This window comes from Hymenobacter sp. GOD-10R, assembly GCF_035609205.1.
In the GTDB taxonomy this organism is placed as follows: Bacteria; Bacteroidota; Bacteroidia; order Cytophagales; family Hymenobacteraceae; genus Hymenobacter.
The window spans coordinates 1,829,917-1,855,024 of the sequence record NZ_CP141184.1 but is presented as its reverse complement, the minus strand read 5'-3'; the positions used below and the strand labels follow the sequence as shown (position 1 = coordinate 1,855,024).

Sequence of the window (25,108 nt, the reverse complement as noted above, 5' to 3'; positions counted from 1 at the left end):
CATAAGAAATTGTCGTAACCGGCCAACAGTTGCATCAGAACTCAAAAGGCTCTACATCCTGCTTGGCAGTGATGTAGAGCCTTTTTTTGTTTCAAATCATACTCGCAATTAAGCCGAGCACGCTTGGTAAAGAACCTAGGGTAAGCTCCCGCAAATCGGGTTGTACGTTCTGGCCTGACCATGCACCCCTTCATGTTCCCTTCAGAAACATAGTCGTCAGTTTGCGCCGAGCCAATGCCGAATTCCTTACCGTTTTCAGGCCATAGGGCACTACTGATGAACCCTAAAAAGAGTTGATGAAAGTAACAAAAGGCTTCTTTTTCATTCTCTGCATCTTCGTTAGGTCTGCCGTGGCGCAGATTAGTCCGCCAGGTTTGGGAGCAGGCCATACCGCCGATTGGATTGCACTTGGCGTTCGGCAGGATCTTGATTCTTTGAAGAAATGGGAATCTATGTCTTATGTCGGCCTAGGACGAAAAAGCAACCTCACGAACTACAATCCCTTCTATAAGTCGTCTATTCTGGTTTTAAATCAGGAGTTCTACTACCGGTTTCACAAGCACTGGCAGAGTTCCTTCGCCCTCAGCTACCGCCGGCAAGATGAGTACAGTGACGAATACCCGTTCGAACACGAGAACCCTGCTTTCGAACAGGAATTCAGGCTATACAGCCGATTGTCTTACCTCCTCGAAACGCCGCGTCTCAAGTTTGTGCCCACATTCCGGCAAGAGTTTAGGAAGTTCTTCACGCCTGCTTTTACCAAGGAAGCAGAAAGCTTTCAGCTCCGCTCAAGGCTACGCTTGCAACTGACGGTAAACCTAGACGCGGCAAAAGTTCATCGACTGGTCATAAGCTCAGAACAACTGTTTTCGGCAAGCGAACTATCGTACCCAAACCGATGGACGGGTCTTGTGTACCATGAAAGTCGCTTTGTGGGCTACTATTCCCTATCGCCCAAATCGCTGCCCTTGATTTTTGACTTAGGCTACATGGCCAACCGGCTCGGGGCTACTTCGCCTTCCTACGTTCATTATCTAGCCCTCGATGTTATTTGGAAAAACCCATTTGGACATCGTTGGAGTGCAAAGCGCCCTCCCAACGGGAATCTGGAGTAATCTCACGCAACGAGTAAGGATTCAGTAGTTAGGATCCCCTATTAGAATTGCCTAGCTATATTGATTGCTTAACGCTCTGCTATGCGCTTTTCTTCTGTACTCCTGCTGACGCTGGTTACTTCTACCGCCTTTGCCCAACTAAAGCCGGCCCCTATCACCTACGCGGCGCCGGTTTTCGCCGACACGGCCCGCCTGACGAAGATCCGCCGGGCTTTGCCCGTACTCGAGCGGATGTACAAGGAATACGCCGCGGCGGTGCACGCACCGGGCTTCGTCTACGGGGTGATGGTAGACGGACAGTTGCTGGCTACGGGCGGTATTGGCTACACCAACCTGGAGCAGAAGATACCCGCCACGCCGCAGTCGGCTTTTCGTATTGCCTCGATGAGCAAGAGCTTCACGGCCATGGCCATTCTGAAGCTCCGAGATGCCGGCAAGCTCCGCCTCGATGACCCCGTAGCGCAGTATATTCCCGGCTTCAAAAAGCAGCACTTCCCGACTACGGATGCGCCAGACGTGACCATTCGGCACCTGCTTACCCACGCGGCCGGCTTGCCAGAAGACAACCCGTGGGGCGACCGGCAGCTTGCCATTAGCGATGCGCAGCTGCTAGCTTTTATCAATAATGGGCTCAGTTATTCGAATGATCCGGGGATAACCTACGAGTACAGCAACCTAGGTTTTGTGACGCTAGGCTATATTATTCAGAAGGTTTCGGGGCAGCCATATCAGCAGTATATCAACGAAAATATACTGAAGCCTTTGGGCATGACGCACACCTATTGGGAGTACGCCAAGGTGCCCGCTGCCCAACTGGCGCACGGCTACCGCTGGCTGAACGAGCAGTGGGTAGAGCAACCAATGCTGCATGATGGTGCTGGCGGAGCCATGGGCGGCCTGATCACCACCATGGAAGACTTTGGTAAATACATGGCCTTCCATCAGTCGGCGTGGCCACCTTCCAGCGCGCCCGAAAAAGGCCCGGTGAAGAGGAGCTCAGTGCGGGAAATGCAGCACCCGTGGAATCTGAATACCCTAAATGCGCAGTACAAATACCCGTCGGGGCGGGCTTGTCCGCAGGTGACGGCCTATGGCTACGGCATGCGGTGGAGCAAGGACTGTGACAACCGCGTGATGGTGGGGCACAGCGGCGGCCTCCCCGGTTTTGGCAGCAACTGGTCCATCATGCCCGACTATGGCATCGGCGTAGCATGCTTTGCCAACGTCACCTACGCGCCCACCTCGCGCATCATGATCCGGATGCTCGACACGCTCACGACCCTAGCCGACCTCAAGCCCCGCCAGCTTCGCCCCTCCAGCGTGCTGAATGAGCGGAAGGCGCAGCTTATAAAGCTACTGCCCTCTTGGACCGGCGCGGAAGCAAGCGGCATTTTCGCCGAAAACTTCTTTCTCGACTACTTCACCACCTCGTTGCGCAAGGAAGCGACCACTCTTTTCGAGCGAGCCGGCAAAATTGTACGGGTGGGCGAGCTGATACCAGAGAACGGGCTCCGCGGCTCTTTCCTACTTGAAGGAGAAAAGGAAACCCTAGAAGTAAGCTTTACCCTCACGCCCGACCAAATACCTCGAATCCAAGAGTATCATCTGACGGAGAAGAAGAAGTAAGCATAAGCATCTCTCCTTGCCTCCGACTCGCAGCTACCACGGGTAAGCACCGCTTGGTGGGCCTATGGCTTTGCGATGCGGTTATTACCTAAGTAGCAGGCAGGCGGCTGAGCAGGTGCTGTAGATACCGCCAACTAGCAGAGAGACAACATTTTTTCCAGAAATCATTTGCGCGGTTCACAAAGTAGCTTTTACTTTGAAATACAAAGTTCTTTCTAATTAAGTATGATTCACATTACTACTGGAAACGCTTTGTAGAAGCTTATTGAAAAACAGGATCATCAAAAAGCAAAGACCATGTACAACTCAAACGAACTACAGCGTCCGCTGCATACGGCGCCCCTTAGCAAACGCGCCCTACAGGGTGCCGCGATTGCCTTTGTACTAATTGCCATTTTCCTGCTGAAAGCCGGAGAACCTAACCCCGCCTGGCCTAGGTTCTGGCAGATTAGACCACTTGTGGTAGTACCACTGGCTGGTGCAATGGGCGGCGTTTGCTACTACCTGCTAGATTATCTGCGCTACCGGGGCGGCTGGCGCAAAGTAGTCGCCATTGTGCTGAGCTTGCTGGTGTACATCGTGGGGCTGTGGCTTGGTACTGTCCTAGCTGGCACCATGTGGGACTAAGCCGTTGCTAGTCTCTTAGGTGTTTGCACACTTTCTTAAATACCTAGGCCTCCAAATACGGAGGCCTCAGCACTACTAGCAGCAGAGCGCTACTTCTAGAACCGCCACCATCAGGGTATATCTTACTTATAGGAAGCGGCAACCTCCTTTTGGAATCGGTAGTAAGCTACCGTACCTAAGAATATGTATCCTTCAAGGCTTCGCTATTCGGTATAGCCCCTGTCAGTACGAAGAAGCTAGTAAAGCACTACGATGAATCTGAGCGCACTATCTACCGGCAAAAAGGTCATTCTCTTACTTCTTGGCCTTGTTCTTTTAGCGACTCTGTCATTGCTGACATACGCCTTGGTTTACGCTGACCCTGCTAGCATCTACAGAAAGAATGGACTTGCAATTGGGATGGTCTTCCTCATGCTAGTTAGGCTTTTCAAATATGCTTACAGCGCTTTTCGATCAAGCACGCTGAGCAACTAACTGATACTGAGTCTAAGAAGCTTTAGCAGGTTTTGCGGGGCTTGTTTGTATAGCTCCCGTACGACATGCCTCGCATGGCCGAGTGCCAAGAGCTACACGATTACGGCTTAAATACGCAAAACAGCCAAGATAAAGCAGCAGAGGTATTACTGCGTGCACTTTTGTACCTCGACACTGACCGCCTAAAGCTAGGGAACAGCCGTATTTAGCTTCCATCGACCATCCACGAACGGAAGTGAAACGACATGACTAGCGAATCGTCAGAAGCTACTCGTGCACTAGGCACCCCTCCCACTTACTGGCTCACTCGCTTTGTGCTGCTACGGTTGCTGGGCGCCATCTACGCCATGGCCTTTTTGGTGGCTATCAACCAGATTGTTCCACTGATTGGTGCGAACGGACTCCTGCCGGTTGGGCTGTATCTGAAGCAGGTGAGTGCGGCGCTAGGTTCCGATAGCGCAGGTTTTCTGCGCCTACCGTCTGTCTTCTGGTTTGGGCACTCGGATGCGGCACTACTGACGGCTGCTTGGATTGGGTTTGTACTTTCCTGCGTGGTGGTGGCGGGCTTCACCAACGCGCTGCTGCTAGCGGTGCTTTGGTTTCTGTACATGTCTTTTGTGCACGTGGGTCAGGAATGGTACGGCTACGGCTGGGAGATTCAACTGCTCGAAACCGGATTTCTGGCCATCTTTCTTTGTCCGTTGCTCGATATGCGACCCTTCCCGCGGTACGCGCCACCTATGCCGATCATTGTGCTGTTTCGGTGGTTAATTTTCCGCATTATGCTCGGGGCTGGTCTAATCAAAGTGCGCGGAGATGAGGTGTGGCGCAACAGTACCGCGCTCTTTTACCACTTCGAAACACAGCCTATTCCGGGACCGCTGAGCCGGTGGTTTCATTTTATGCCGCGCATCATGCTCAAGATTGGCGTTTGGTTTAACTGGCTGGCTGAGCTAGCCGCGCCGCTGTTTGCCTTCGGGCCTAGGTTTGCCCGGCATGTTGCGGGCGTAGTGATGATCCTATTTCAGCTCAACCTTATCGTTAGCGGCAACCTTTCATTCCTGAACTGGCTGACGATCGTTCCAGCCCTGGCTTGCTTGGATGATGGTTTTTGGTCTAGAATTCTCCCAAGTTGGTTCGTGCGGAAAGCTGAAGTTGCGGCTGCCAATGCTGAAGAATCAAAGCCGATGCTTGTCACGGCCTGGGTCGTGACGGCGCTGATTACTGTTCTGAGTATTCAGCCAGCCCTGAATATTGTCTCGCCGGGGCAAATCATGAATACCTCCTTCGATCCGCTGGACTTGGTGAATACCTACGGGGCTTTCGGCTCGGTGGGACGGGAACGGCTGAACGTGGTGTTTGAAGGCACCGACGATGATAACCCCAGCGACCAAGCTAACTGGCAGCCCTATCGTTACAAAGGCCTGCCGGTGCTACTCGACCAACAGCCGCCGCAAGTTGCTCCTTACCAACTGCGTCTCGACTGGCAAATGTGGTTTGCCTCGATGGCGTCGGTCAACGAATATCCCTGGACGTTGAATCTCGTGTGGAAGCTCCTTCACAACGACCCCAAAATAGTCGGTTTGTTTGCCGACAACCCCTTCCCTCATAAGCCGCCGCGCTACATCCGGGCGGTGCTGTACCGCTACAGGTTTGCTGAGCCAAACAATCGGCAAGGCCTCTGGTGGCATCGGGAACTGGTGAGCATGTGGATTCCGCCGCTTTCCGCCAATAATCCGCAATTAGTTGAGTACCTGAAAAGCATCGGCTGGACACCGTAGAGGAGCCAAGAAGCTAGCTATTTTCCTAGCAAGCTTAGGCCAGATAGCTCATCAGCTAGCTTGCACGGCGGACAGCACGTTGCGCAGGACGAGTCCTTAGCGCGTCCTGCCATGCAAACTCTACTAATAGCCGCACGAAACCACCTGACCACGAAACCCGCCGGTCCGTAGGTAAGAAAATGAACGCCATCCAACGGATTCGGAGAGTGCACTTTGCACAGTTTCCCGTGCAGGCTACCCTGATGATCGTCCTGACCTTATCAGCGGGGCACCGCCTGCGGAGTACAACGACTACACCTGCGCCTGCTCCGGCCATTCTAGCGCTTGCACTATTGCTGCTCATCGTGGGCGGCTGTCTCTACCTGGTTTCCAAGCGCATCCGGCCGAACTTGCGCCGCCCCGAAGAGCAAAACCGCCGCTTGTACCTGAGCGGTATCATCTTGCGAAACAGCTTCTTAGGTATTCTCGGTTTGCCGCCTCTCATGATCTACCACGTCACGGGGCATTGGCTTGATCTTGTGTTCTTTGGAGCGCTGCTACTTTTCCTTTGCTTGCTCACAGCGCCTACTGAGCCGAAGTACCGGCAGTGGTTGTTGCGCTGATGGCGGACTGAGGCTAGCTGAAAAAGCAAAAGCCCCGCTTTTCAGCGGGGCTTTTCTGGGTGGGATTTGCGTGCAGTAACTAGAGCTAGAATATTGAACCGTATGCTTGACAACCAGAGCACCAGCCGAAGAAAAAGCGAAGCCGCTCGTTTTTCCGCCACTTTTTCATGGCTTTCGCCTGAGCTTTCTGCTCGGCTTCTTGGGAGAAGCTAGCAGACGTGCTAGAAGTGGCGGTAGGAGCATTTTCTACCGATCCGACTGAGAAGTGCTTGGCATTAGTCATAGCAAGTATGATTTAATCCTGATCCAAATGTACAAGAGTGATTTCAAAAAAGCAAGCGCAAACGTTTTAAATTTATGCAAACGTTTGCTGAGCGTAGCTAGCGGTGTGATAATTAGGCAGTTTTGTTGTTCTATTACGAAGCATTATTTTCTTCTCAGTTCTTATGACTGCTTCTCTCGTCCCCGATTCACTGCTGCTGAATGGCCGTGTGTTTCGCTACGCCGACCTTCAACAATACCCACTCGACAGTCCTACCGACCTTAATGGCTACGAAGCAAAAGTGCTGGACTTCTGCCGGCAGTGGCTCAATGGTACTCTTCTGTTTGACCTACATACGTCGGGTTCAACGGGCACGCCGCAGCTTATCCAGATGGAGCGACGGCAGCTAGAAGCCAGTGCGCGGCGCACGTGCGAGTACTTCGACCTAGGTGCCGGCGACCGGGAGCTGGTGTGCCTAAACTGCGAATCGGTGGGTGGTCTGATGATGCTAGTGCGCGGCCTGGAGCATCAAATGCACCTGACCATCGTGGAACCGAACGCCAACCCATTGGTGCAAGTAGAACCGAACGCCAAATTCGACTTTGCTTCTTTTGTGCCGTTACAGCTTCGCACGCTCTTAGATCGTGACTTCACAGCGCAGCTCAACCAGATGAAGGTCATTCTAGTAGGTGGCGCAACGGTAGAAAGCACGCTGGAACGCGCTATTCAGGAGCTAACCGTGCCCGTGTACCACACCTACGGCATGACGGAAACCGCCTCGCACATTGCGCTGCGGCGCATCAACGGCCCTGAAGCCTCGCCTTATTACCGGGTGCTGCCAGGTATTCACGTAGAGCTTGATGCTCGTGGCTGCCTGGCTATTCGGGGCGATGTAACAGCCGATCAGCTTATTACCACCAACGACCGGGTGCGCCTCGTAGACGAGCACACCTTTGAGTGGCTCGGCCGCGCCGACTTTGTGATTAACTCGGGCGGGGTGAAAGTGCAGGCCGAAAAGGTAGAGAAGGTGCTGGAAGTGGCGCTAGCCGAGCTAGGGCTACCCATTCGGCGAGCCTTTGTAGCGGGCCAACCGGATGACCGCCTAGGCGAGCAAGTAACCGCGTTCCTAGAAGGCGAAGCTCTCACCGATGCACAAACCCAGCAGCTACAACAACTACTCGCCACGCGCCTCGACCGCTACGAACGGCCGCGCGCGTTCGTTTACGCGCCGCAGTTTCAGGCCACTGCTTCTGGCAAGCTTGACCGGCTAGGCACGATTGGGTATTTAGCGAATGCTACCCCACCAAGCCAGACAGAACCTGGCCAACCTAAGTCGGCGTAGTCTAGAATTACCGTTAAAACCTAGTTCTCCTCCTTTTCAAGGAGGGGTGCCCGTAGGGCGGGGTGGTTAGGCTAGAGCTAAAAGGCTAAAGCTAGATGATCGTTCAACGAGAAGGACCACCCCACCCTTCGGGCACCCCTCCTTAAAAAAGGAGGGGAACTACACCTCTAGCTTTTGCTATAATTTACAACTTGAGCTATCAGTAAAAAAGGGTAACGCCCACCCAGCTATGGCCAGGCGGGCGTTACCCCTTGCGGCTCACCGTATGGTGTGGCCTACATCTGTGTTGAACATGCGCGCTGCTAGTGCCGCAGTTCTATTTCTACGCGTGCATCTTCCTCCGCAACCTTAACCGTGACAGTGGCTGGCGCAAAACCGTCGGCGGTGCAGCCAATCCGGTAGGTGCCTGGGGCAGGCGCGGGAAGCGTAAACTGGCCGTTCTGGTCCGTGATGAGCGCCATATCGGCTACGGCAACTGGTGCTGCCAGGAAGTAGATGCGTGCTCCAATGGCAGGTGTCCCATTCGGTTCGTGCACCCGCCCGGCGATAAGGTAAGATTTGCTGGTCATCGTTCGTAGTAGCCAGAATCCTAGGCCGGCGGCAACCAAGAAGCCGCCGGCCAGGATACCTAGCCAATGCTTCCTACGCTTTCCAGCTAACCATATTGTTGTAAACATCCTGCACAATGCGCGTACCGGAGTTGGTGGTAGCGCCGCCGTACGCATGAATAGCAAAGGCATAACGAGCCCCGTTCACGAGCCGGTATACAGCGCTGCCGCTTTGTCCACCAGCCGTGTCGATGTCGTAGTACACTTTGCGGCTATTGACGGAGGCAATGCGCCGGGCATCAAACCATTGCGTGCCGCCGGGCTTGTCGCCGGGGTAGCCGGAAATATTGCCCACGGTGTTCAGAAGATCCGCATCGGAGTAGATGCCAAACCCAAACCAACCCGTAGTATTGCCTAGGTTCGTGGGAATGATGATGGCACCGTAGTCAAAATTCTCGTCGCCGTTGTTCGTCCAGTTGGTTACGGAGCGGAAGTTGGTGCTCGTCACGGAGCCGTAGGGCAACGAGGCGCCGTTGCGGCCGGGCATCACCTGGATGCTGCGCACCCAGCCGTCGCGCCCAGCCACGCCGCTGTTTTTAATGAATACGACGTGGCCCGCCGTCATGAGCGTGTGTGGCCCAATGAACCAGCCAGTGCCGATCCACTGCGAACCATCGCGGGCCGTAATCAGGAGTGAAGCAATGGCTCGCCACGGATAAATAGTCGTGTTCGTGATTTGCACCCGGTCGTCGGGGCCGTGTACGGTTTCGGCTTTGGTCGGAAGCGTGCCATCGTCTTTGAGCGCACGCACACCGTATGAAGCCTCGCCAATATCGCGCAGTTTGCTGGTATCGGGAGCCTTGTAGAGCTTGCTGAGGGCTGCTTCGCTCAGGTTTTGCGTTTCGCGCAGCTTGAAGCCACTTACCGCTTCCACGCCATCTTTGCCCGGTTGTATGGTTTGAGGATTCGTGCCTTCGGCGGGTGGGCTGGAAGGCAGGGCCCGCCCGGCGGGGGCTTGCGCGGCCTCCTGGGTTGCCTCTTCCGATAAGTTAGAGACGGGCGTGTGGCCATTCATAGGCTTGCCTACACTGGGGATAGTTACGGGTTCTTTGTCTTGCAGAAGGGTATCCATTGATGTTTTACTGGTTTAAAAGTGGGAGTTTGGCTAGTGCTCGTTGATGCTCGTAAGCGCTGATCCTAGCCTGACCAGAAGTAATGGGATAGCAACCTTAACCGTAATAAGAATAGAAGATAACCTACTAGTACTGCCAGCACTACCTAGCTTGCTCTGCGATCAATAGAGCATTTGATCAGCTAATCAGTGTTCAAATATCTAAGTTTAAAACGACCACGTCAATCACATAAATATGTGACAGTCAATAATATGCAACAAAACTCGGTTTGTTATATTGGTTGCAAAATGGACAAAAACAGCCCTGAACCACGCTCGTAGCTTGGCCGCATCTGTTTCCCCGAACTGCTAGAATCTAGTGATCAGTCGCCTTCTCACGCCTGTTGCGGCGGTGCAGGCCTCGTTGTGACAACAGCCGCTCACGGCCCCGGGCAATCTTGTACAAGTCGCCGAGGAATAACTTTACCCGCCCAATCAGAATAAAGCCGCTGAGTTCGCGCTCCTGGTTGCTGTTCTGAAAAAGCATTTGCCGGTAGCCGGCTCCGGCTCCCACGCCTACCCAACGAAAGACACGCATGTGCCCTACTATCGAGGGTTCTATCAGCCAGATGTGGTCGGTGGGCGACTGTTGCCGACTGCCATCGGGCAAGTAATAGCGGCCAAACACTTTTCCAAAGCCTATTTGCGTGGGGGTGCTCAGCTCCCACCGGGGCGTGCCGATGAGCACGTATTCGCCATACGCCACCACGTAGCGAAACCGCAGTTCGGTGCTAGTAGCGGCCGGAAAGATGACTGGCCCCGAAGGATTAGTAGGCACACCGCCGCTGAGCAGGTATACGCCTAGGCCGGTGCGCAAGCGGCCACGCCATTCTAGCCCTAGCTTGACGCCATTGATGCCAACGAGCTTGCCATTGAGAGGCGAAAAGCGCTGATCAAATTGGGCAACGAGGCGCCGGTGCCGGGCACGCACATACGTAGAATCGGGACGCAAGCTGAAGCTTTCCGCCGGCAGGGCTGTTTGGGCCGCAACGGAAAACGAACCCGCCAAGAAACCGGGCAACAACAGCTTGAAGAGCAAACAACGCACGGCGTGGAAAAGGACTAGTAGCTCGGATACGCACGGCAACCTAGGCAAGTTTACTTAGAAATAACGTCGGTTCACCTGCTAACTTCCGCGGCTTCACCCCCGGCACCCCGCCGGTTCACCCTCATTTGGGCTGGTTAGCGAATTCAATAACAAGACCTTAGGACCATCAAAAGCCGACTACGATGACCTTCACCCCAAGCACGCTGTTTCAGTACGCCAACCAAGCGGCCCTACTCGGCTGGCTCTTATTGCTGGTGGCGCCGCGCTGGCGCTTTACCCAACGACTAATCGTCAGCGGCGCTTGGTCGCTGGGGCTGGCGGTGGTATACACCGTCGTGATTCTGAGCCACTACCTAGGTGGGCACGCCAGCGAAGGAGGCTTTGGCTCCCTCACGGAAGTAGCGGCTCTGTTCCGCGACCCGTGGGCGCTGTTGGCCGGCTGGGTACACTACCTCTGCTTTGACCTAGCGGTGGGCGCTTGGGCTAGCCGCGACGCCCAGCAACGCGGAGTGCCTCACCTGCTGCTGGTGCCGGCGCTGCTGCTCACGTTTCTATTTGGCCCCGTCGGCTTTTTGCTCTACCACGTGGTGCGCCGCTGGTATGCCGTGCCCCAAGTAGCTTCTGCCCTCTGATTCTGCCTTTCCACGTTTCACTCTTCTGCCCTACCTACTATGGAAACAACGCTCATTTTCTCGAAACGCCCTTCTACCGCGTCGGTGCCATCTGGCCTTGCCCCGTTCACAAGACTCCGTGAAATGCTCACCGTGTTGCACCGCGCTAATCCGGTGCTGTCGTGGCCAGCCTGGATTCATGTGGGGTTGCTGGTAATAGCCATGGTCGCCATGTTCCTCGACCACCGCATCATCACGGGCATGAATGCGTGGATCAAGCCGATCAAATTTGTCCTTTCAGACATTATCTACTTGTGGACGCTAGGGTGGCTACTGGCCGACTTACCAGCGGCGGCGGAGCGGGCTGTGCGGCGCATCAGTTGGGGCGTGGCAGTGGCTATTCTGGTTGAAATCACTATTGTCTTCGTGCAGGCAGCGCGCGGCACTACCTCGCACTACAACGGCAGCACGCCGCTCAACGCCCTCTTATTTAGCCTGATGGGCATCTTCATCATGCTAAATACAGTCCTCATTATCTGGGCGTTGGTGCTGACGATACGGCACCGGCCACACGGCTCGACGGCGTACGTGTGGGGAATGCGCCTCGGTATCTTGCTGTTCTTGGTGGGCAGCCTGGTCGGGGGCATGATGGTGCACCAAGCTGCCCACACGGTGGGCGCCGCCGATGGTGGTCCCGGCTTGTTGGGCCTAGGGTGGAGCACCCGCGCCGGCGATTTGCGCATTGCTCACTTCCTCGGGCTACACGCGTTGCAGTTGGTACCGCTCGTGGGCTGGCTGTTGGGCCGCTATGCGCCGCGCCGGGCAGTGCTAGGTACGTGGGCTTTTGCCCTAGCCTACGTCGCGCTGACCGGTGCCCTTTTCTGGGAAGCCATGCAAGGCATTCCACTAATAGCGGTGCGCTAACGGACACTTACTACACGCAACGCGGCGCCAGAACCTAGGTTCTGGCGCCGCGTTGGCTACTGAGACGTCAGCCGATTACAGCTGATCCAACCGTCCGCCATCGACGCGTACTTCCGCGCCTTGCACGAAAGCAGCATCGTCGGAAGCTAGGTAGGCGATGGTGGCGGCAATGTCTTCGGCTTTACCCACATCGGCACGGTCGATTTTTTCCACGCCACTCTTAATGTTGGGGTTTTCCCAGAGCATGGGCGTATCGATGGCGCCGGGCAGCACGGCGTTGATGCGGATTCCCTTGGGCTTGCCTTCAAGCGACGCGGAACGTGTGAGCGACAACACCGCTGCTTTGGCGGCAGCGTAAGGCGCTACCAGCGGGCTCGTTTCGATGGCGTGAATGCTCGACACGTTAACGATGGTGCCGCCGGGCTTCATGTGCAAGAACGCCTGCTTGGTGAAGTAGAAAGTACCGAGCAAGTCTACGTTCAGCACGCGGAGCCAGTCTTCGCCAGTTAGCTCTTCCAAGGCTTTGAACTGCATTAGGCCGGCATTATTCACTACCACATCGAGGCGATTAAATTTAGCTAGGGTGCCCTGCACGGCCACTTCCACTCGCTTTTCGTCCGATACATCACAGGCACAGCTCCACACATCGGGCGCACCGGCGGCTTTTATCTCGGGCAGAGCTTTGTCGATGTTTTCCTGCTTCAAATCGATGATGACAACGCGGGCTCCTTCGGAGGCGAAGCGTTTGGCCGTTGCCAAGCCAATGCCACTGGCACCGCCGGTTACGAGGACAACTTTGTCTTGAAATCTCATGCAATTGTAGGGCGAGGGTATAAGGACGCGCCGCGCGTGTTACGTTCTCTTGTCGAGCTTAGTTCTGAAATAGTACCGCTGAAGACTACCGCCGCTGTGTAGCGCGAAGCTCCTGCTTCGCGCATCGTTGCACGAAACCGATGCTACGACCTAGATGTCAGTCGTTCAACGAGGCGCGAAGCGGGAGCTTCACGCTACATAGCGCCGAAACTACCCTAGGTAACAGGCGCCGCCACCCTTTCCTACACCGTGGTTTGGTTGGCCTCCACTGATTTTCGGTTTGTCCGGACCCGCTTGGCACGCTCGCGCTGCTTTTTGGCCCAGGGCTGGTCGGTTTCGCTGGGCACTACGATGGGCACTTGCAGACACACGCTTTGGGCCGGTAGCACCTCGCGCCAATCCTGAATCAGCTGCTTATAAGCCTCGCCCACGGGGCGGATGTTGCGGTCGAGGTCGTAGAGACCTAGGGGGTTTACGTTGCCGTTGTTCTCGCGCAGCGCCGAGTCCCAATCAACTTGGTCGGTGAGGGAATACCAGGTGAAGCCCACAATTGGCACACCGTCGTTGCGCACGCGCAGCACGTTGGCCCACTCCTTCCACAGCCAGTTCACGGCCTCGTCGCCGCAGGGTCCTTGCCACAGGTTGGTTTCGGTGTGCATCACGGGCAGGTGGTAGCGGTCGTGGTACTGGCGGGTAATGGCGTAGTAACCAAATATTTCGCCCGAGGCGCGGGTGCTGCCATCGGCTAGCACGCGGTGCTCGTTGGTTTTGTAGTAGTCGTTGCCCATGATGCACTGGTGCTTCATCTTGTTTTCCAAGAAGAAGTGGTACTCGTCGCGGGTCATGCCGTTGTCCAGCAGGTACTCGTACATCTCGGAGTCGACGCGGCGGCCGTAGTTTAGGTCCAGCGACAGAAACCGTTTGGCGTTCATCAGCTCGGCGGGCTTAATGGCGGCGGGGTTTTCGGCGTGGAAGTACTCCGACGATTCGCTCTGCACGAACAACGCATCGGGGCGCACCTCGGCAATGACCTGCATGGCTAGCACGTTGGCTTTCACGATGTACTTAAGCGCCGTCACGAAGGCCTGATCCGATTTTAGCTGCTCATTCCACCAGCCATACAGCGCCGAAAATTCCGCGCAGATGTACATTTCGTTTACCGGCGTGTACAGTTGCACCCACGGAAACCGCTGGGCAAACGCGCGAGCGTAGCGGGCAAACTGCGCCGGAAAGTCAGGGTTCTGGAAGTTCCCCAGCCAGTCGGGTACCCCAAAGTGGCACAGGTCGACGATGGGCACAATGTCGCGCTGCCGCAGATCCTGGAAGGTTTCGTCGGCGAAAGACCAATCATACCGATCGGGTCCGAGCCAAGTGGTATGGATGGGCGGGCCGTAGCGCAAAAAGCAGATACCTAGCTCCTGCACCAGGTCGAAGTCCTTTTTCCAGTGTTTGTAGTGGCCGCATTTTTCCATCTCATCCATCCGAACTTTGCCGCCTTGGATGGTTGGGTAACTGTTTTCGATGCCGGTAGCAAAGAGGAAGTGGGGTACCATAAGGGTGGTTTAAGGGGGAAGGAAAAAGGTCGTTGCGGGGTTTGTCCGGCAACGACCTTTTGGGTGTTCTCTTTGGGCGGAGAAGAAGGGACTAACAAGATTAGCTTACCGTGAAGCCGCGCTAGTCAGTGGACCCGACGTTGCGCTTTGGTAGCAGTACATTGCCGCGCAAAGCAGGGCATTACATGACAGGGCTTACTATCCAGCGTGGAGATACTGCAAAGCTTCTTCGTTGCCCTGCTGAATAGCTAGGTCGTAGGCTGATAAGCCGCGGCGGTCGCGCAGGGTTTGATCGGCGCCAGCCTCCACCAATATTTTCACCAAATTATTGCGGCCAAACAGCGTGGCAAACATGAGCGCCGTGCCTTCGTTGCCGTTCCGTGCGTCCAGGTCGGCGCCGTGTTGAATTAGCAGGTTGGCAATTTCTGGGTACCCTTTGAAGGACACGCCCATGAGCGCCACGTTACCGGTCACGTCTTGGATATTCGGGTCAGCACCGGCTTCCAACAAGTGCTTGGTGGCTTCTAGGTGGCCGTCGTAGCTAGCTAGGATGAGGGCAGTAAAGCCACGGCCATCCTGCACGTTCACGTCCACGCCGGCGCCGAGCAACTCTTGGAGGTAGGCCACATCTCCCTTGCGGGCGGCATCAAAAAACAGGTCTTCAGGTCGGGCAGAGTAAAAAGACATTGTGGATTTAGGGGTTCTGGTTTCGAGTACTGATAAACTACGCAACAAGAACAAAATCGAATGGCTTTCTTCCTAGCTCACCTAATAGCACGCCTGCCATTCCGATGACCTAGGTACCTAACCGGGTTCAACGATGCGCGAAGCGGAAGCTTCAGCCTACAGCAGCTTGCCCTCCTTCTGGTACTCCAGCCGGATGCCGTCCATTACGTCCTCCAGCGTAAGCAACTGCTGCTCCCGCGCTAGTGCCCGCAACGCGGCAAACTGCACAATATTCAGGATGGCTGCGCCCGACAGCTCGTAGCGCGCCGCCAAGGTCTCCAGCATTACATCTGCGGCGAGTGGCACATGGGGCGGTAAGGTATTCTGCCATAGCTGCAAGCGTTCGGCTACGCTCGGCAGCGGGAAGTGAATCATGGCCTGAAAGCGCCGGGTGAAGGCAGGGTCTAGGTTGCTCTTCAGGTTGGAGGCGAGAATCACAAGGCCATCAAATTCTTCAATTTTCTGGAGTAGAAAGGATACTTCCTGATTGGCGTAGCGGTCGTGGGCATCACGGGTTTCGGTGCGCTTGCCAAACAGGGCATCGGCCTCATCAAAGAAGAGAATCCAGTTTCTCGACTGCGCTTTATCGAACAAGCTAGCTAGGTTCTTTTCCGTCTCGCCGATGTATTTGGACACCACTAGCGAAAGATCAATGCGGAATACCTCACGGCTGGTGTACTTACCGAGCAGGCTGGCCGTCATGGTCTTGCCCGTACCGGGCGGACCGTAGAACAAGGCCCGGTAGCCGGGTTTCAGCCGGGCCTTCATGCCCCACTCGCCTCGTAGCGTCTCGTTGTGCTGCACCCAGTTTTCCAGGTCGCGGATTTGCGCTAGGGTGCCGGGCGGCAGCACTAAGTCTGTCCATTCTAGCTCCGTGGTGAGGTGTTGCGCCGGAAAGCTAGCACCAAGCGTGAGCCTGGAAATGCGGTTGAGGGTGAATAGCTCCACGTATTCAGGAGCCAGCATCAGCCGGCCACTCAGGCGCGGCTCGCCGGGCTTCACCTCCTCGAGCGTCAGTATTTTTTGACGGGCAAAGAAATGGTCAGGATTAAACAGGTCCAGAAACTCCAGACGCTTTTCCAGGTCGGTGCCGGCCAGCAAAAACAGCGCGGTTTCGCCGGTAGGTAGCAGGCCCCGGTGATTGGTACCGCGCACACCACCTAGCTCGGGCCACTCACCGCCGTCGGGCAACTGCTCCCTGATAAGCTCATCGAAGAAGCCCGGTTGTAAGTGAGGTACCAAGGCCAACCCTAGGTACAAAAGTTCGAGCTGATTAGGCTGCGTTTGAGCTATAAAACCAGTAAAGGCCGTGTCTTCCTCTAGGCTGAAAGTTGGTGGCCCCGGCGGGGGCACCGTCGTAACGCCCGCCGGGGCACGCAGGCGCCAAGCGGTAACATCGCGCAAGTAGGAAAGCAGGCGAATTAGGTTGGTCATGCGCTGGGGTTTGTTACGGAGGGTCGCCGGGGCCACGGAAGCTAAGCAGCACCGCTGGTGTGTAGTTGACTCCGCCACTACCCCGGCTTGAGTTAAGCCGACTGGAAATCAGCGCAAAGTTGCTGGCCATCCCGTTCCAGGTTTCGCGCGCGGCTTGCGTGGTAGCATTGCCGCTGCTATTCCAGTGTTGAGCAACGGGTTTAATATGATCTTCGGAATAGTTGGTGAGGGGAATAAGCGCTTTGCCATTGGCGTGCGTTGCGTAGCCAAAAACGGCTTCCTCGGCCGCCGTGGCTTCGCTGAAAAACATGCCGGTTGGCGCTCCTTTTTGCAGAGCCGTCAGTCGGCCTGCAAGGCTAGGTCGGGTTGAGGGGTCGCGGTAGAAGGTGGCGCGAATAGCTACGCTACCTTGATGGTTAGGCTTCAAGATAAACGCCGCGTTTATACCGCCATCGGTCACGAAGTTGGAATTGTGACTGAAGGTGCTCAGCTCCCACTTCACTTTTTCCTCCGTCATGCTGTAGTTGCTAACACTACCGGCCTCCGTGCGAGTGGCAAAACTTGCCAGTGCTGGCCTCGCCTGTCCGCGCCGGAAGTGAGTTGGGTCGTCGTTCGTGGTAATGATCTTCTCAACTTTTTGAGTTGCTAGGTTTCTAACCCACTGCCCAGTTCGGAGCAGCGTGGTAGAAACCGTTGCGGCGGCTGGAGCAGCGGCATCTTCCACCTGCGCTTGCGTATTCTGCTGCTGGGGCGGACTAGCGGCGGCTTTCACGGCCCATACCCCTAGCTCCGTGGGCACCACTTCCAGTAAGCTCAACTGGTAGCGGCCTTTAATGGCCGCTAGCAAGGGCATGAGCACGGCGCGAGCGACGGGCCGGCCCGCGAAGCGGTTGACGATGGGCACGGCCGCGGCCAACGCGTTGCTGACTCGCTCGCCGGGCGTGTTGCCGCCCTGAATGAAGCGCACTACCGGCTTCAGCAACTTATCCACCACGAACCCTAGAGCCCGATCGACAGGCGTCCGGAGCTGCTTGATAATGGCGTGTACTTTCTCCGACAAGTTACCTAGCCCGAGCAGTTTCGCCAGAAAATCGATGCCCAGCACAATGGCGTTTTTCAGCCCGAAGATGACTTTGGCCGCAATGCCACTTACGTTGCCCTGCACTGCCATTTCTACCCCGTCCAGGAAGGCATTCACCAGCGCGACAATGCGCTCGATGTTGTTCATCAAAAACTGAATGCCGGCGTAGATGGCCTGCGCGGCTTTGATGAAGGCCCCGGCCGGGTTAAACAGCGTCACGATGTAAGCCAGCACCTTCTTAATCGTTTCGTAAAGCACCGTTTGCTTGATCTTTTCGAAGATCTCATCTACGGTATTTGCCAGCACCTCTTTGATGTGTACCCAGAAAGCACCCACGTCTTCCCGCGCCAGCTGAATGAGCTTGTAGACCTCCTGCGCACCTTCCACGCCCTTCTCGATAGCAGCCACTACGGGCGCCCCTAGCTTGCTGATGGCAATGTCGCGGAAGTTATCATACGTCAGTCCAATGACTTGCAGGGCTAAACCAAACAGGCCGGCCGTGTCGAGCTTGGCGGGCAGCTTAATGCCGGCCCCACCTACTTTCCCCTTCAGCCAGCTGAAGAAACCCTCGATCAGATAGCTGTCAAAATCCCCGGCGAAGGTGGCAAAGCCCTGTTTGATACCTGCCGCCAGGTTTTCTAAAAACCGGATCGGGTGCGCCAGGATGTCGCCAATGACGTGGGCGACGCGCACGAGCACCGTCACGAGCAATTCGCCCAGCCGGTAAATGGTGAGGGCTACTTCCTTGATAAAGTCGGCGGCCCGCTCAATCCAGGTTTTGCGCGCTTCTTCGTTGATCTTATCGAAGGTCTGGCGCAACGCACCCACGTTCTTCTGGTAAGAGTCGGCCAAGCTGCTCGCTAACTCCTTTTGCTTTTCATCGACGCTAGACTCTAGGTTTGCAAACTGCAGCCGATAAGTGGTCATAGCCTCGCTCACCAGCTCCTGCTGCTTGGTATCTAGGCCATTATAAAACGTTTCTGCATTGCTCTGCCCGAGGTGGATGCACGCTACAGCCTCATTTAAATCATTGGCTACTCGCTCCGAAATCTTGCCGAGCGTGCTATCCATGGCATCAATAAACTTCTGCTTCTCAGCGGCAAAAACCGTTTCAATGGCCTCAGTATCCTCGCCAAAGAAAAAATCCCGCACGCCTAAACCGTGGATGTCGTCTAGCTGATCTTCCACGCGCTTCTCGAACGCCGTTTTGGCCTCCGTCGATTCTTTCTCAAACGTCTCTTCTACGTATGTACCCAGCGCCGTGAAAATTTCGTCTACCTTCTTTTTGGTGCCGTTGTAGATAGTTTCAAGCTCGCCTTTTATGCGTTTCTGCTCGTCTTTGTCGCTTTTGTCGTGGTTAGTTTGCTTCGTAAAAACGTTGCCGAATGCCGTGTTTCGCAAAGAGTGCATGAGCCCGAAGCCAGCACCGGCGCTCTGCCGGGCCGTTTGCTGAGCTCCTTTAATAATCGCTTGCTCCTTCGCGCGGTACACCTGCGGAGCGGCATCAGCTTGGGCCTGCGCATCTTTCTTGGTTTTTAGGGCCTGTTGGAATTTGGGCTCCTTCGAGTCCGCAAATTGCTCCTCGGTGTTGTGGTTTTGCTCCATCAGCTCGTCCAGCGAGCGACGGTCTTTTTCTAGTGAGATTTCTGGGTCGGTCATGGGCTTGGGCGCCGCCGCCACCGGACTGATAGACCTAGGTTGGGCACCCGTTGGTTCGGCGGCCAAAGACGCCGGCTTAATAGGCGCAATGCCGCTGGCAGGTGGTTCCGCGCGCTTAGCTTCGGTGGCGATAGGGCTGGCTACTTTCTGATTTTCAGATTCCACCTGCCGCTTCACATTGTTTTTAATGCCTTCCAGGGGCTTCTCCCGCTTGAAGCGCTTGGTATCAGCCTCGCTGTGCGGCAGCTTCTCTCCCAGCCTATCTAGCTCGGTTTGCAAAGCCATTTTGAATTGCGCAGCCGTAAATTTCTGCTGCGCATTTTTCGTGTTATCAGCGGTCTTGCCGATAAGCTGCAGGTGCTGTTTGCGGTCGTTGTATGCTTTCTGATCGGCTTCCGGCAGGTGCGCTGATTTGGCAACCGCGAGGTTCTTGGCCTCTGGTTCCTGATGCGCCTTCTGGGTCTGCTTGGCCTGCCGCGTTTGGGCAATTACTTTCTGAAAATCTGGGTCTTCGTGCGGACTTTTAGGCGCCGTTGGAATGGCCGCTGGGGTACCCTCCGCAGTAGCTAGCTCGGTCGTTTTTATGGGTGCCGCTGAAGGGCCGGGAGCAGGTTTATCGTTGGGCTTGGCACTACTCTCGGCGCCCCTCGCGGCAGGTTGAACAGTTGCTGAATTGGTATCCGTTCTGGGCTGCGGCGCTACGAACGGCTCAGCAGCAACCTGCTTTTTGACCGGCAACAACTTATGGTCTCGGCGGCTGACCATGATACTTCCGTCAGGTAGCTGCCTCACTTCTAGGATGCGCCGAAAAGCTTCTGGCATCCTCTTGCCAGTGCTTATATTCAGCACAATAGGCAGCGCAGACGTAGTAGCTAGGCTTTGCGGTAGCCCCGGTTCTCGCCCTACTATTTCGCTTTTCCCTGGCGCTAAGGCAGCTTGCCTGGCTTGCTCGAAAAAATTGCGGCGGTCTGCTTTCTGGAAAAATGGCCGCCCTGCCAGCGTCGGCGCCGACGTGGTGGTAGTGGTAGCCGATTTTTTCGCGTGGGTTTTCATGGCGCTGCGAGCATCTGGTGCTTACCCCCAGTTTATCATTAGCCGCTGTGGCATCCAAGGCAGTTGCACCACCCCTAGGCCCCAGCCGTAGGGCAGCTGATCGAGCAACAGATCCTGGGCTTTCTGCTCGACGGTTAGGGTCCAACGGCCATCGGCGGAACGCTCCAGTTTGCCATCACGCTGCAGAAAGCCTTCACGCAAGCCCGCCGGCGAAGTGTTTTTTAGTGCCTGCCAGTGTTCAATCGCAGCATTCAACAGCGCCAACCCTTCTACGCGGGCCTGCCTGGGGAGGCGCACACGGGCATTTTGCGGCTGATGCGCCGGCATGCCGCACAGTAGCTTGGGCACTAACAGTTCGTACTCAGCTGCTTGGCTGTTGCCGGTAGCCAGAAAATGAATCAACCGCACGGCCTGCATTTGCACTGTCTCGTTGCGAAATGTTCCATCAGTCAGCCAACCACATGCTTCGAAGCAAACCGCCAAGAAAGGATGCAGCAGCACGACCCCGGCATTTTCCACAAAATGAACGTCGCTGGCTAGCTCCTCTTCCGCATCGCGGTGTGTGACGGACGCCAACAGATTTTCGCCACTCAGTAGCTCCGCCAACAGATTCCGTGCGGTTTCCAACTGCCGCGATTCTGCCGCTTTATTCACGGCTGTTATCTGCTTGATTACCAAAGGCCAGTTGGTAGGCAATGCATAGCTGAGCCGCTGCATTATCTTCTCCCACATGAGGCTATCCAAAGGCACCGCGGCCTCATCGTATGGCAGATGCCGCATTTGTAGCAACAGCTCAGCTAACTGCCGCAGCTGAGTTGCGACAGCGGGTTCTAGTGCCGTTCCAACGGCCAGCCATAGCAACACTGAGAACTGAGTCATCAGACGCTGGCGGGCATTTGCGCTGGTCAGTGCTTGTCGGAGGCTAGCTTGCTGGTCACTGCTGAGGTTCCCAACCAACGCTACCAGTTGCGGTTCCCATTGCCGCAGTACGGGTAACACATAGCTGTAAGCGGGTAGTACCCCATTTCTTAGGAAGTAAACAAACGACTCAAAATCAAGCGCATCCTTGGTACGAACGGCGCCTTGGCTGCGCGCTGTTGCTACCGCATCGGCCATTGCGGGCCGCAACATGTCAGGTAGGCGCTCGGTCAGCTGGCGCTCCAACAACGCGCTTTGCAAGGGACCCAGGGCTACCACTACTCGTTCCAAGGTTATCCACTCGTCCGGCGAACCTAGCTCAGACAGCACCTCGTCTAGGGACGAGAACAAGCGGCGGCTTTGCAGCTCCTGCTCGGCCCGCTGCTGCACCTCACGACTATCCGTAGTATCTGCAAGGTGCAGACGCAGAACCAAGCGATTGATTATGTGCGGACTAGTCGAAGGCATACCTGTCATGAGTCAATTTACCCTACCTGAACCTGTCCGCGAATGGGCCCACAGAACCGCTCTGCGCCTTGCTTCATGGTCAGCACCAGCAAGCCACTACCAACCGGAATGTTGGTGCTAAACACGGGCGCGATGTCGGCATCGAATAGGAAGCGGCTGCGCGTTTTGTCGATCTTAACAACTTCCGTGGGCGTGACTGGCTTGTTGTTGAATACCCATTCGTAAGCAATGCTATCGGGTGGCGTCAGGATATTTGCTTCAAAGTGTATGGTGCGCTGATCGGGGTTGAGCCGCGTGTTTTCGATGGTGAAGTTGCCCGGCAATACAAACACATCGGTACTAGCGGTAGCGCCTTCCAACTTGTAGGTAATCGTGTTTTTGCCTTCCTGCGTCGCCGTGAACTGCCCTTGCGCGTTGACTTGCAGCGTCTTCGACGAAAATTCGCCACCCTCCGGCTGCGCTAGTACTTGGTTGTCCGTGCCAAAGCATACAATAGGCGACTTTATTTCCAGCTTGATGGTAGGCAACGGCTTGAACGTCACCGTCTGCGGCTCGGCGCTAGCGTTGCAGCCGCCGTTGGAGGCCGCCAAGGTCACCCGGAACTCGCCCGACCCATCTTCTTTGAGTTGGTAGAGGTGCTGGGTGTTGCCGTTCACGGTGCTGCTGAGCGTAATAGTTTCCGTGGGCGAGCCGTCGCCAAAATCCCAAGTTACTTCCGTGGCATCGGAGCTTAGGTTGGCAAAGGCGATGGTGCCGACTTTAGCCCGGGCGGGCACGCTAAAGCGAAACCTAGGGGTGGGTAGCGGCAGCACTTCCACCTCTATCGAAACCGTTTGGCTATCCGGCGCCCGGTACGTGAGCGTATGACGTCCCACAACCGTGGGATTGAAGAAGAAACTTCCGCCTTTTTGCGTCACTAGGGCATCCACAAAAGAGCCGCCGAGGGGCGTTATTTCAATCAGGCTAGGTTCTTCGTTTAGGCAGAACGTCGTTTTGGGTAGCGCGATGCCGGGCGGTGGTTGGGGCAGCACAAACTGCACGCCGTTGCCGCGCGCCGGCCGCATATAAGGCAGGGAGAAATCGGCTACTACTGCTGGCGAGCCGCCTCGCACATTTGCTACGTTATCCATGTACACCAGCACGAACGTGCCACCCCGCGGCACGCCAGCCCCGTGTTCCAGGCCCGGATTGGCGCGCAGGAAGGGACCAAACGTCAGCGCATCTTCAAACGTGGTGCGGCGCCGGTGATAGGCAGCGTTGAGGCGTTGTAGTAGCGGCAGCTTATCTAGGATGCACTGCGCAGGCGGCTGTTCTCTGCTCATTGTTTGCAGAACGCGCTGGTAAGGAATCAGCGTTTTGGCAAAGGCATCTTCTGGCAGTTGCAGCACCACGTTCAGCGGCGCGATGGGCGCGGCTGTTTTCAACTCCTTCTCTAGGCAATGAATCTGCGCCAGCAAGTCATCAAAGTCGGCTTGCAGGTCGCCGAAGTCAAAGGCTTCGCCGAAGGTTACGAGGCGCTGGTTGGCGTCGGCGCGCAGGGCGAGTACGTCGAAAGCTAGGTTGTATTCTTGACGGAGGGCCAGCAGCTTGGTCAGCGTCGGTACCAAGCCCGCCCCGAGGAAGCCTTCAATCCGATAAAAAGGAACCGTTTCGATGCCAAAACGGAACGACTGCACCACCTCCGGCGGTGCCCCCGCCAGCGGCGGATGATACGAAGCCACCCACGCCGAACGGCACACCCGAGCTAGCGCATAGCTCCAGAACGGACGAGTTTCGGGCTTGTAGTAGAACGGCAGGGCCCGCTTATCAATCGGTGCGACCCGGTAGTGGTCCGGTGTGATGCCGATGGCTGGTAGCGCGAAGACGTTAGTCCGCGACGCAGCAACGAAGCTCAACGAAGCTTGGGTTGTGGTGCGCGTGGCCGGCACTTCAAAGTTCTCAATCAGCTTGCCGATACGTTGGTAGAAAGCCACAGCTCGTTCGCGTGCTTCCTTCTCTTCCGTCACGGCGGGCGAGGGCCGAAACGCATGCCGGTACTGCGGCTTGCACAAGCCGGGAGCTAGCACCAGCTCCCCTAGCAGCAAGTGCTTCGGGAAGGCCGTTTCGGGCGGCATGCACAACACCAGCCAGTGCCGAGTAGCCTGCCGAAACTCCTCGTACGCATCGTGCAGATCCTTGAGCCAGTCGTACACGTATTGGCTGCGCGCATCTCTGCTGACAGTGTTTACTTTGCTGAGCAACAGTTTAATCCACACCGCTGGCGAGGTGATACCGCCCACGTCTTTGATTAAACTATACGCATGCTTCAGTTCATTGCCAAACGTAGTAGCGGCCCGACTCAGGAAATTCTGGAAGCGCTGCAACGACGGCGCGTAGCCCCGATCATCTAAGCGCACGCGGGGCATGGCCAGCACCGGCAGGCGCGTATAGGCAGCAGCTAGCTCGCGGTGCTCGGCAGCAATGAGTGCATCGGCGTCGGTTTGGCGTACCAGCAGCACGTGAAGGCGGTTGTTGTAAGCGTCGCCTTTGTTGTCGCAGGCCACGCCGGTGCATTCGTCGGCCGCTTTCACGGCGCTTTCCAGGTAGAGCAGCACAACTTTGTCGGCTAGGTCGAGCTGCGTCAATGTGTTCGTGTCCTGTTCGGGGCGCGTGGGGCTAGCTTTGGGCTCCGGAAAGATTTCCCACAATTGCAGCCCACCAATCACCTGAAAGGGCGCGTACACCGGGTGTGCGCTCAGATCATAAGGTGCAAAGCGCGTGTAGGTTGTGCTAGCTTCGATGCTAAGCAGGTCACCTTCAGTCGTCACGCCGCAGCCCACCGACACCGTCACGCCACCCGCTCGCCCCTGCCCTAGCCCCACATGCAAGCCGCACACCACGCCCACGCCAATCAGCCGCGTGCGGGTTTGCTGCTCCTGGCCTAGCAAGAAGCCGAAGAGCTTGTTCAACTGATCGGCAGTCAGTACCATGTCAGGCTGAAACACGGTCAGCCCATAGTTGCTCGGGTCGAAGGGCGCGGGCAGAGTGGATAGATAAGGATTCGACATGGCGGTGAAATGCTGAATGTGGAATGCGGAGGCTAGCCAGGTTTTGGACCCAGGCAACCAGGTCGGCTATCGTGCTATAATCGTCTGTCATGCTGAGCTTGCTGAAGCATCTCGCCCGCTTCATTGCTTAGCGTAAAGACGCAACACTTTGCGTCTCGGCGTTGCTGATGTTGTTTACCTAGGTTGTTCTAAATCAGTCGTTCTGACCTAGATCGTGCAACGAGG

General features: G+C 56.0%; 18 protein-coding genes. 8 read left to right on the top strand and 10 right to left on the bottom strand.

What is annotated here, in order from left to right:
- Nucleotides 1-296 precede the first annotated feature (296 nt).
- The 6 genes from SD425_RS07595 to SD425_RS07570 all read left to right on the top strand — a co-directional run bounded on the left by SD425_RS07595 (nucleotide 297) and on the right by SD425_RS07570 (nucleotide 7,829).
- Nucleotides 297-1,115 carry a hypothetical protein gene (locus tag SD425_RS07595; RefSeq protein WP_324677059.1) on the top strand — a complete coding sequence of 273 codons (819 nt, stop codon included), beginning with the start codon at nucleotides 297-299 and terminating at the stop codon, nucleotides 1,113-1,115.
- An 81-nt stretch (nucleotides 1,116-1,196) separates the two neighbouring features.
- Nucleotides 1,197-2,741: a serine hydrolase domain-containing protein gene (locus SD425_RS07590; protein WP_324677057.1), complete on the top strand. Its 1,545-nt coding sequence runs from the start codon at nucleotides 1,197-1,199 to the stop codon at nucleotides 2,739-2,741.
- Between the two features lie 297 nt (nucleotides 2,742-3,038).
- Nucleotides 3,039-3,368: a potassium transporter KefB gene (locus SD425_RS07585; protein ID WP_324677055.1), complete on the top strand. Its 330-nt coding sequence runs from the start codon at nucleotides 3,039-3,041 to the stop codon at nucleotides 3,366-3,368.
- 719 nt (nucleotides 3,369-4,087) lie between these two features.
- A complete protein-coding gene (locus tag SD425_RS07580; RefSeq protein ID WP_324677053.1) occupies nucleotides 4,088-5,623 on the top strand; it encodes a lipase maturation factor family protein in 1,536 nt (511 codons plus the stop codon).
- Between the two features lie 179 nt (nucleotides 5,624-5,802).
- Nucleotides 5,803-6,225, top strand: coding sequence for a hypothetical protein (locus tag SD425_RS07575; RefSeq protein WP_324677051.1), 423 nt, complete (start codon nucleotides 5,803-5,805; stop codon nucleotides 6,223-6,225).
- Between the two features lie 446 nt (nucleotides 6,226-6,671).
- Entirely contained in the window at nucleotides 6,672-7,829 is a 1,158-nt protein-coding gene (locus SD425_RS07570) for an AMP-binding protein (protein ID WP_324677049.1), read from the top strand.
- Nucleotides 7,830-8,131: 302 nt separating this feature from the next.
- On the opposite strand, the gene SD425_RS07565 is transcribed toward SD425_RS07570, so the two are convergent.
- The 3 genes from SD425_RS07565 to SD425_RS07555 all read right to left on the bottom strand — a co-directional run bounded on the left by SD425_RS07565 (nucleotide 8,132) and on the right by SD425_RS07555 (nucleotide 10,596).
- Nucleotides 8,132-8,398, bottom strand: coding sequence for a carboxypeptidase-like regulatory domain-containing protein (locus SD425_RS07565; RefSeq protein WP_324677047.1), 267 nt, complete (start codon nucleotides 8,396-8,398; stop codon nucleotides 8,132-8,134).
- A gap of 73 nt (nucleotides 8,399-8,471) precedes the next feature.
- Nucleotides 8,472-9,509, bottom strand: coding sequence for an endopeptidase (locus SD425_RS07560; RefSeq protein ID WP_324677045.1), 1,038 nt, complete (start codon nucleotides 9,507-9,509; stop codon nucleotides 8,472-8,474).
- Nucleotides 9,510-9,864: 355 nt separating this feature from the next.
- Nucleotides 9,865-10,596 (bottom strand): hypothetical protein, encoded by a 732-nt coding sequence (locus tag SD425_RS07555; RefSeq protein WP_324677043.1) that lies wholly within the window; start codon nucleotides 10,594-10,596, stop codon nucleotides 9,865-9,867.
- Nucleotides 10,597-10,778: 182 nt separating this feature from the next.
- On the opposite strand from SD425_RS07555, the gene SD425_RS07550 reads away from it, so the two are divergent.
- Both SD425_RS07550 and SD425_RS07545 read left to right on the top strand, forming a co-directional pair.
- On the top strand, nucleotides 10,779-11,228 hold the full coding sequence (locus SD425_RS07550; protein ID WP_324677041.1) for an ABA4-like family protein: 450 nt from the start codon (nucleotides 10,779-10,781) through the stop codon (nucleotides 11,226-11,228).
- Nucleotides 11,229-11,267: 39 nt separating this feature from the next.
- Nucleotides 11,268-12,131, top strand: coding sequence for a hypothetical protein (locus SD425_RS07545; RefSeq protein WP_324677039.1), 864 nt, complete (start codon nucleotides 11,268-11,270; stop codon nucleotides 12,129-12,131).
- A 75-nt stretch (nucleotides 12,132-12,206) separates the two neighbouring features.
- On the opposite strand, the gene SD425_RS07540 is transcribed toward SD425_RS07545, so the two are convergent.
- From SD425_RS07540 to SD425_RS07510, 7 genes are all read right to left on the bottom strand, one after another.
- Nucleotides 12,207-12,944 (bottom strand): SDR family NAD(P)-dependent oxidoreductase, encoded by a 738-nt coding sequence (locus tag SD425_RS07540; protein WP_324677037.1) that lies wholly within the window; start codon nucleotides 12,942-12,944, stop codon nucleotides 12,207-12,209.
- Between the two features lie 242 nt (nucleotides 12,945-13,186).
- On the bottom strand, nucleotides 13,187-14,497 hold the full coding sequence (locus SD425_RS07535) for a family 1 glycosylhydrolase (protein WP_324677035.1): 1,311 nt from the start codon (nucleotides 14,495-14,497) through the stop codon (nucleotides 13,187-13,189).
- 198 nt (nucleotides 14,498-14,695) lie between these two features.
- The gene (locus SD425_RS07530; protein WP_324677033.1) at nucleotides 14,696-15,184 is read right to left on the bottom strand and encodes an ankyrin repeat domain-containing protein; all 489 of its coding nucleotides are present in this window, start codon (nucleotides 15,182-15,184) and stop codon (nucleotides 14,696-14,698) included.
- Between the two features lie 156 nt (nucleotides 15,185-15,340).
- On the bottom strand, nucleotides 15,341-16,657 hold the full coding sequence (locus SD425_RS07525) for an ATP-binding protein (protein WP_324677031.1): 1,317 nt from the start codon (nucleotides 16,655-16,657) through the stop codon (nucleotides 15,341-15,343).
- A 13-nt stretch (nucleotides 16,658-16,670) separates the two neighbouring features.
- A complete protein-coding gene (locus SD425_RS07520; RefSeq protein ID WP_324677029.1) occupies nucleotides 16,671-20,450 on the bottom strand; it encodes a hypothetical protein in 3,780 nt (1,259 codons plus the stop codon).
- Nucleotides 20,451-20,471: 21 nt separating this feature from the next.
- Nucleotides 20,472-21,836: a contractile injection system tape measure protein gene (locus tag SD425_RS07515; RefSeq protein WP_324677027.1), complete on the bottom strand. Its 1,365-nt coding sequence runs from the start codon at nucleotides 21,834-21,836 to the stop codon at nucleotides 20,472-20,474.
- 17 nt (nucleotides 21,837-21,853) lie between these two features.
- Complete coding sequence (locus SD425_RS07510; RefSeq protein WP_324677025.1) at nucleotides 21,854-24,883, bottom strand: hypothetical protein; 3,030 nt, start codon at nucleotides 24,881-24,883, stop codon at nucleotides 21,854-21,856.
- Nucleotides 24,884-25,108: the final 225 nt, after the last annotated feature.

Excerpts from the sequence above, each read along its gene's own strand:
- SD425_RS07595 (WP_324677059.1), top strand. The coding sequence starts at position 297 with ATGAAAGTAACAAAAGGCTTCTTTTTCATTCTCTGCATCTTCGTTAGG.
- SD425_RS07535 (WP_324677035.1), bottom strand. The coding sequence starts at position 14,497 with ATGGTACCCCACTTCCTCTTTGCTACCGGCATCGAAAACAGTTACCCA.
- SD425_RS07565 (WP_324677047.1), bottom strand. The coding sequence starts at position 8,398 with ATGACCAGCAAATCTTACCTTATCGCCGGGCGGGTGCACGAACCGAAT.
- SD425_RS07560 (WP_324677045.1), bottom strand. The coding sequence starts at position 9,509 with ATGGATACCCTTCTGCAAGACAAAGAACCCGTAACTATCCCCAGTGTA.
- SD425_RS07530 (WP_324677033.1), bottom strand. The coding sequence starts at position 15,184 with ATGTCTTTTTACTCTGCCCGACCTGAAGACCTGTTTTTTGATGCCGCC.
- SD425_RS07510 (WP_324677025.1), bottom strand. The coding sequence starts at position 24,883 with ATGTCGAATCCTTATCTATCCACTCTGCCCGCGCCCTTCGACCCGAGC.
- SD425_RS07540 (WP_324677037.1), bottom strand. The coding sequence starts at position 12,944 with ATGAGATTTCAAGACAAAGTTGTCCTCGTAACCGGCGGTGCCAGTGGC.
- SD425_RS07570 (WP_324677049.1), top strand. The coding sequence starts at position 6,672 with ATGACTGCTTCTCTCGTCCCCGATTCACTGCTGCTGAATGGCCGTGTG.
- SD425_RS07525 (WP_324677031.1), bottom strand. The coding sequence starts at position 16,657 with ATGACCAACCTAATTCGCCTGCTTTCCTACTTGCGCGATGTTACCGCT.
- SD425_RS07520 (WP_324677029.1), bottom strand. The coding sequence starts at position 20,450 with ATGAAAACCCACGCGAAAAAATCGGCTACCACTACCACCACGTCGGCG.
- SD425_RS07515 (WP_324677027.1), bottom strand. The coding sequence starts at position 21,836 with ATGCCTTCGACTAGTCCGCACATAATCAATCGCTTGGTTCTGCGTCTG.
- SD425_RS07575 (WP_324677051.1), top strand. The coding sequence starts at position 5,803 with ATGAACGCCATCCAACGGATTCGGAGAGTGCACTTTGCACAGTTTCCC.
- SD425_RS07545 (WP_324677039.1), top strand. The coding sequence starts at position 11,268 with ATGGAAACAACGCTCATTTTCTCGAAACGCCCTTCTACCGCGTCGGTG.
- SD425_RS07585 (WP_324677055.1), top strand. The coding sequence starts at position 3,039 with ATGTACAACTCAAACGAACTACAGCGTCCGCTGCATACGGCGCCCCTT.
- SD425_RS07550 (WP_324677041.1), top strand. The coding sequence starts at position 10,779 with ATGACCTTCACCCCAAGCACGCTGTTTCAGTACGCCAACCAAGCGGCC.
- SD425_RS07580 (WP_324677053.1), top strand. The coding sequence starts at position 4,088 with ATGACTAGCGAATCGTCAGAAGCTACTCGTGCACTAGGCACCCCTCCC.
- SD425_RS07590 (WP_324677057.1), top strand. The coding sequence starts at position 1,197 with ATGCGCTTTTCTTCTGTACTCCTGCTGACGCTGGTTACTTCTACCGCC.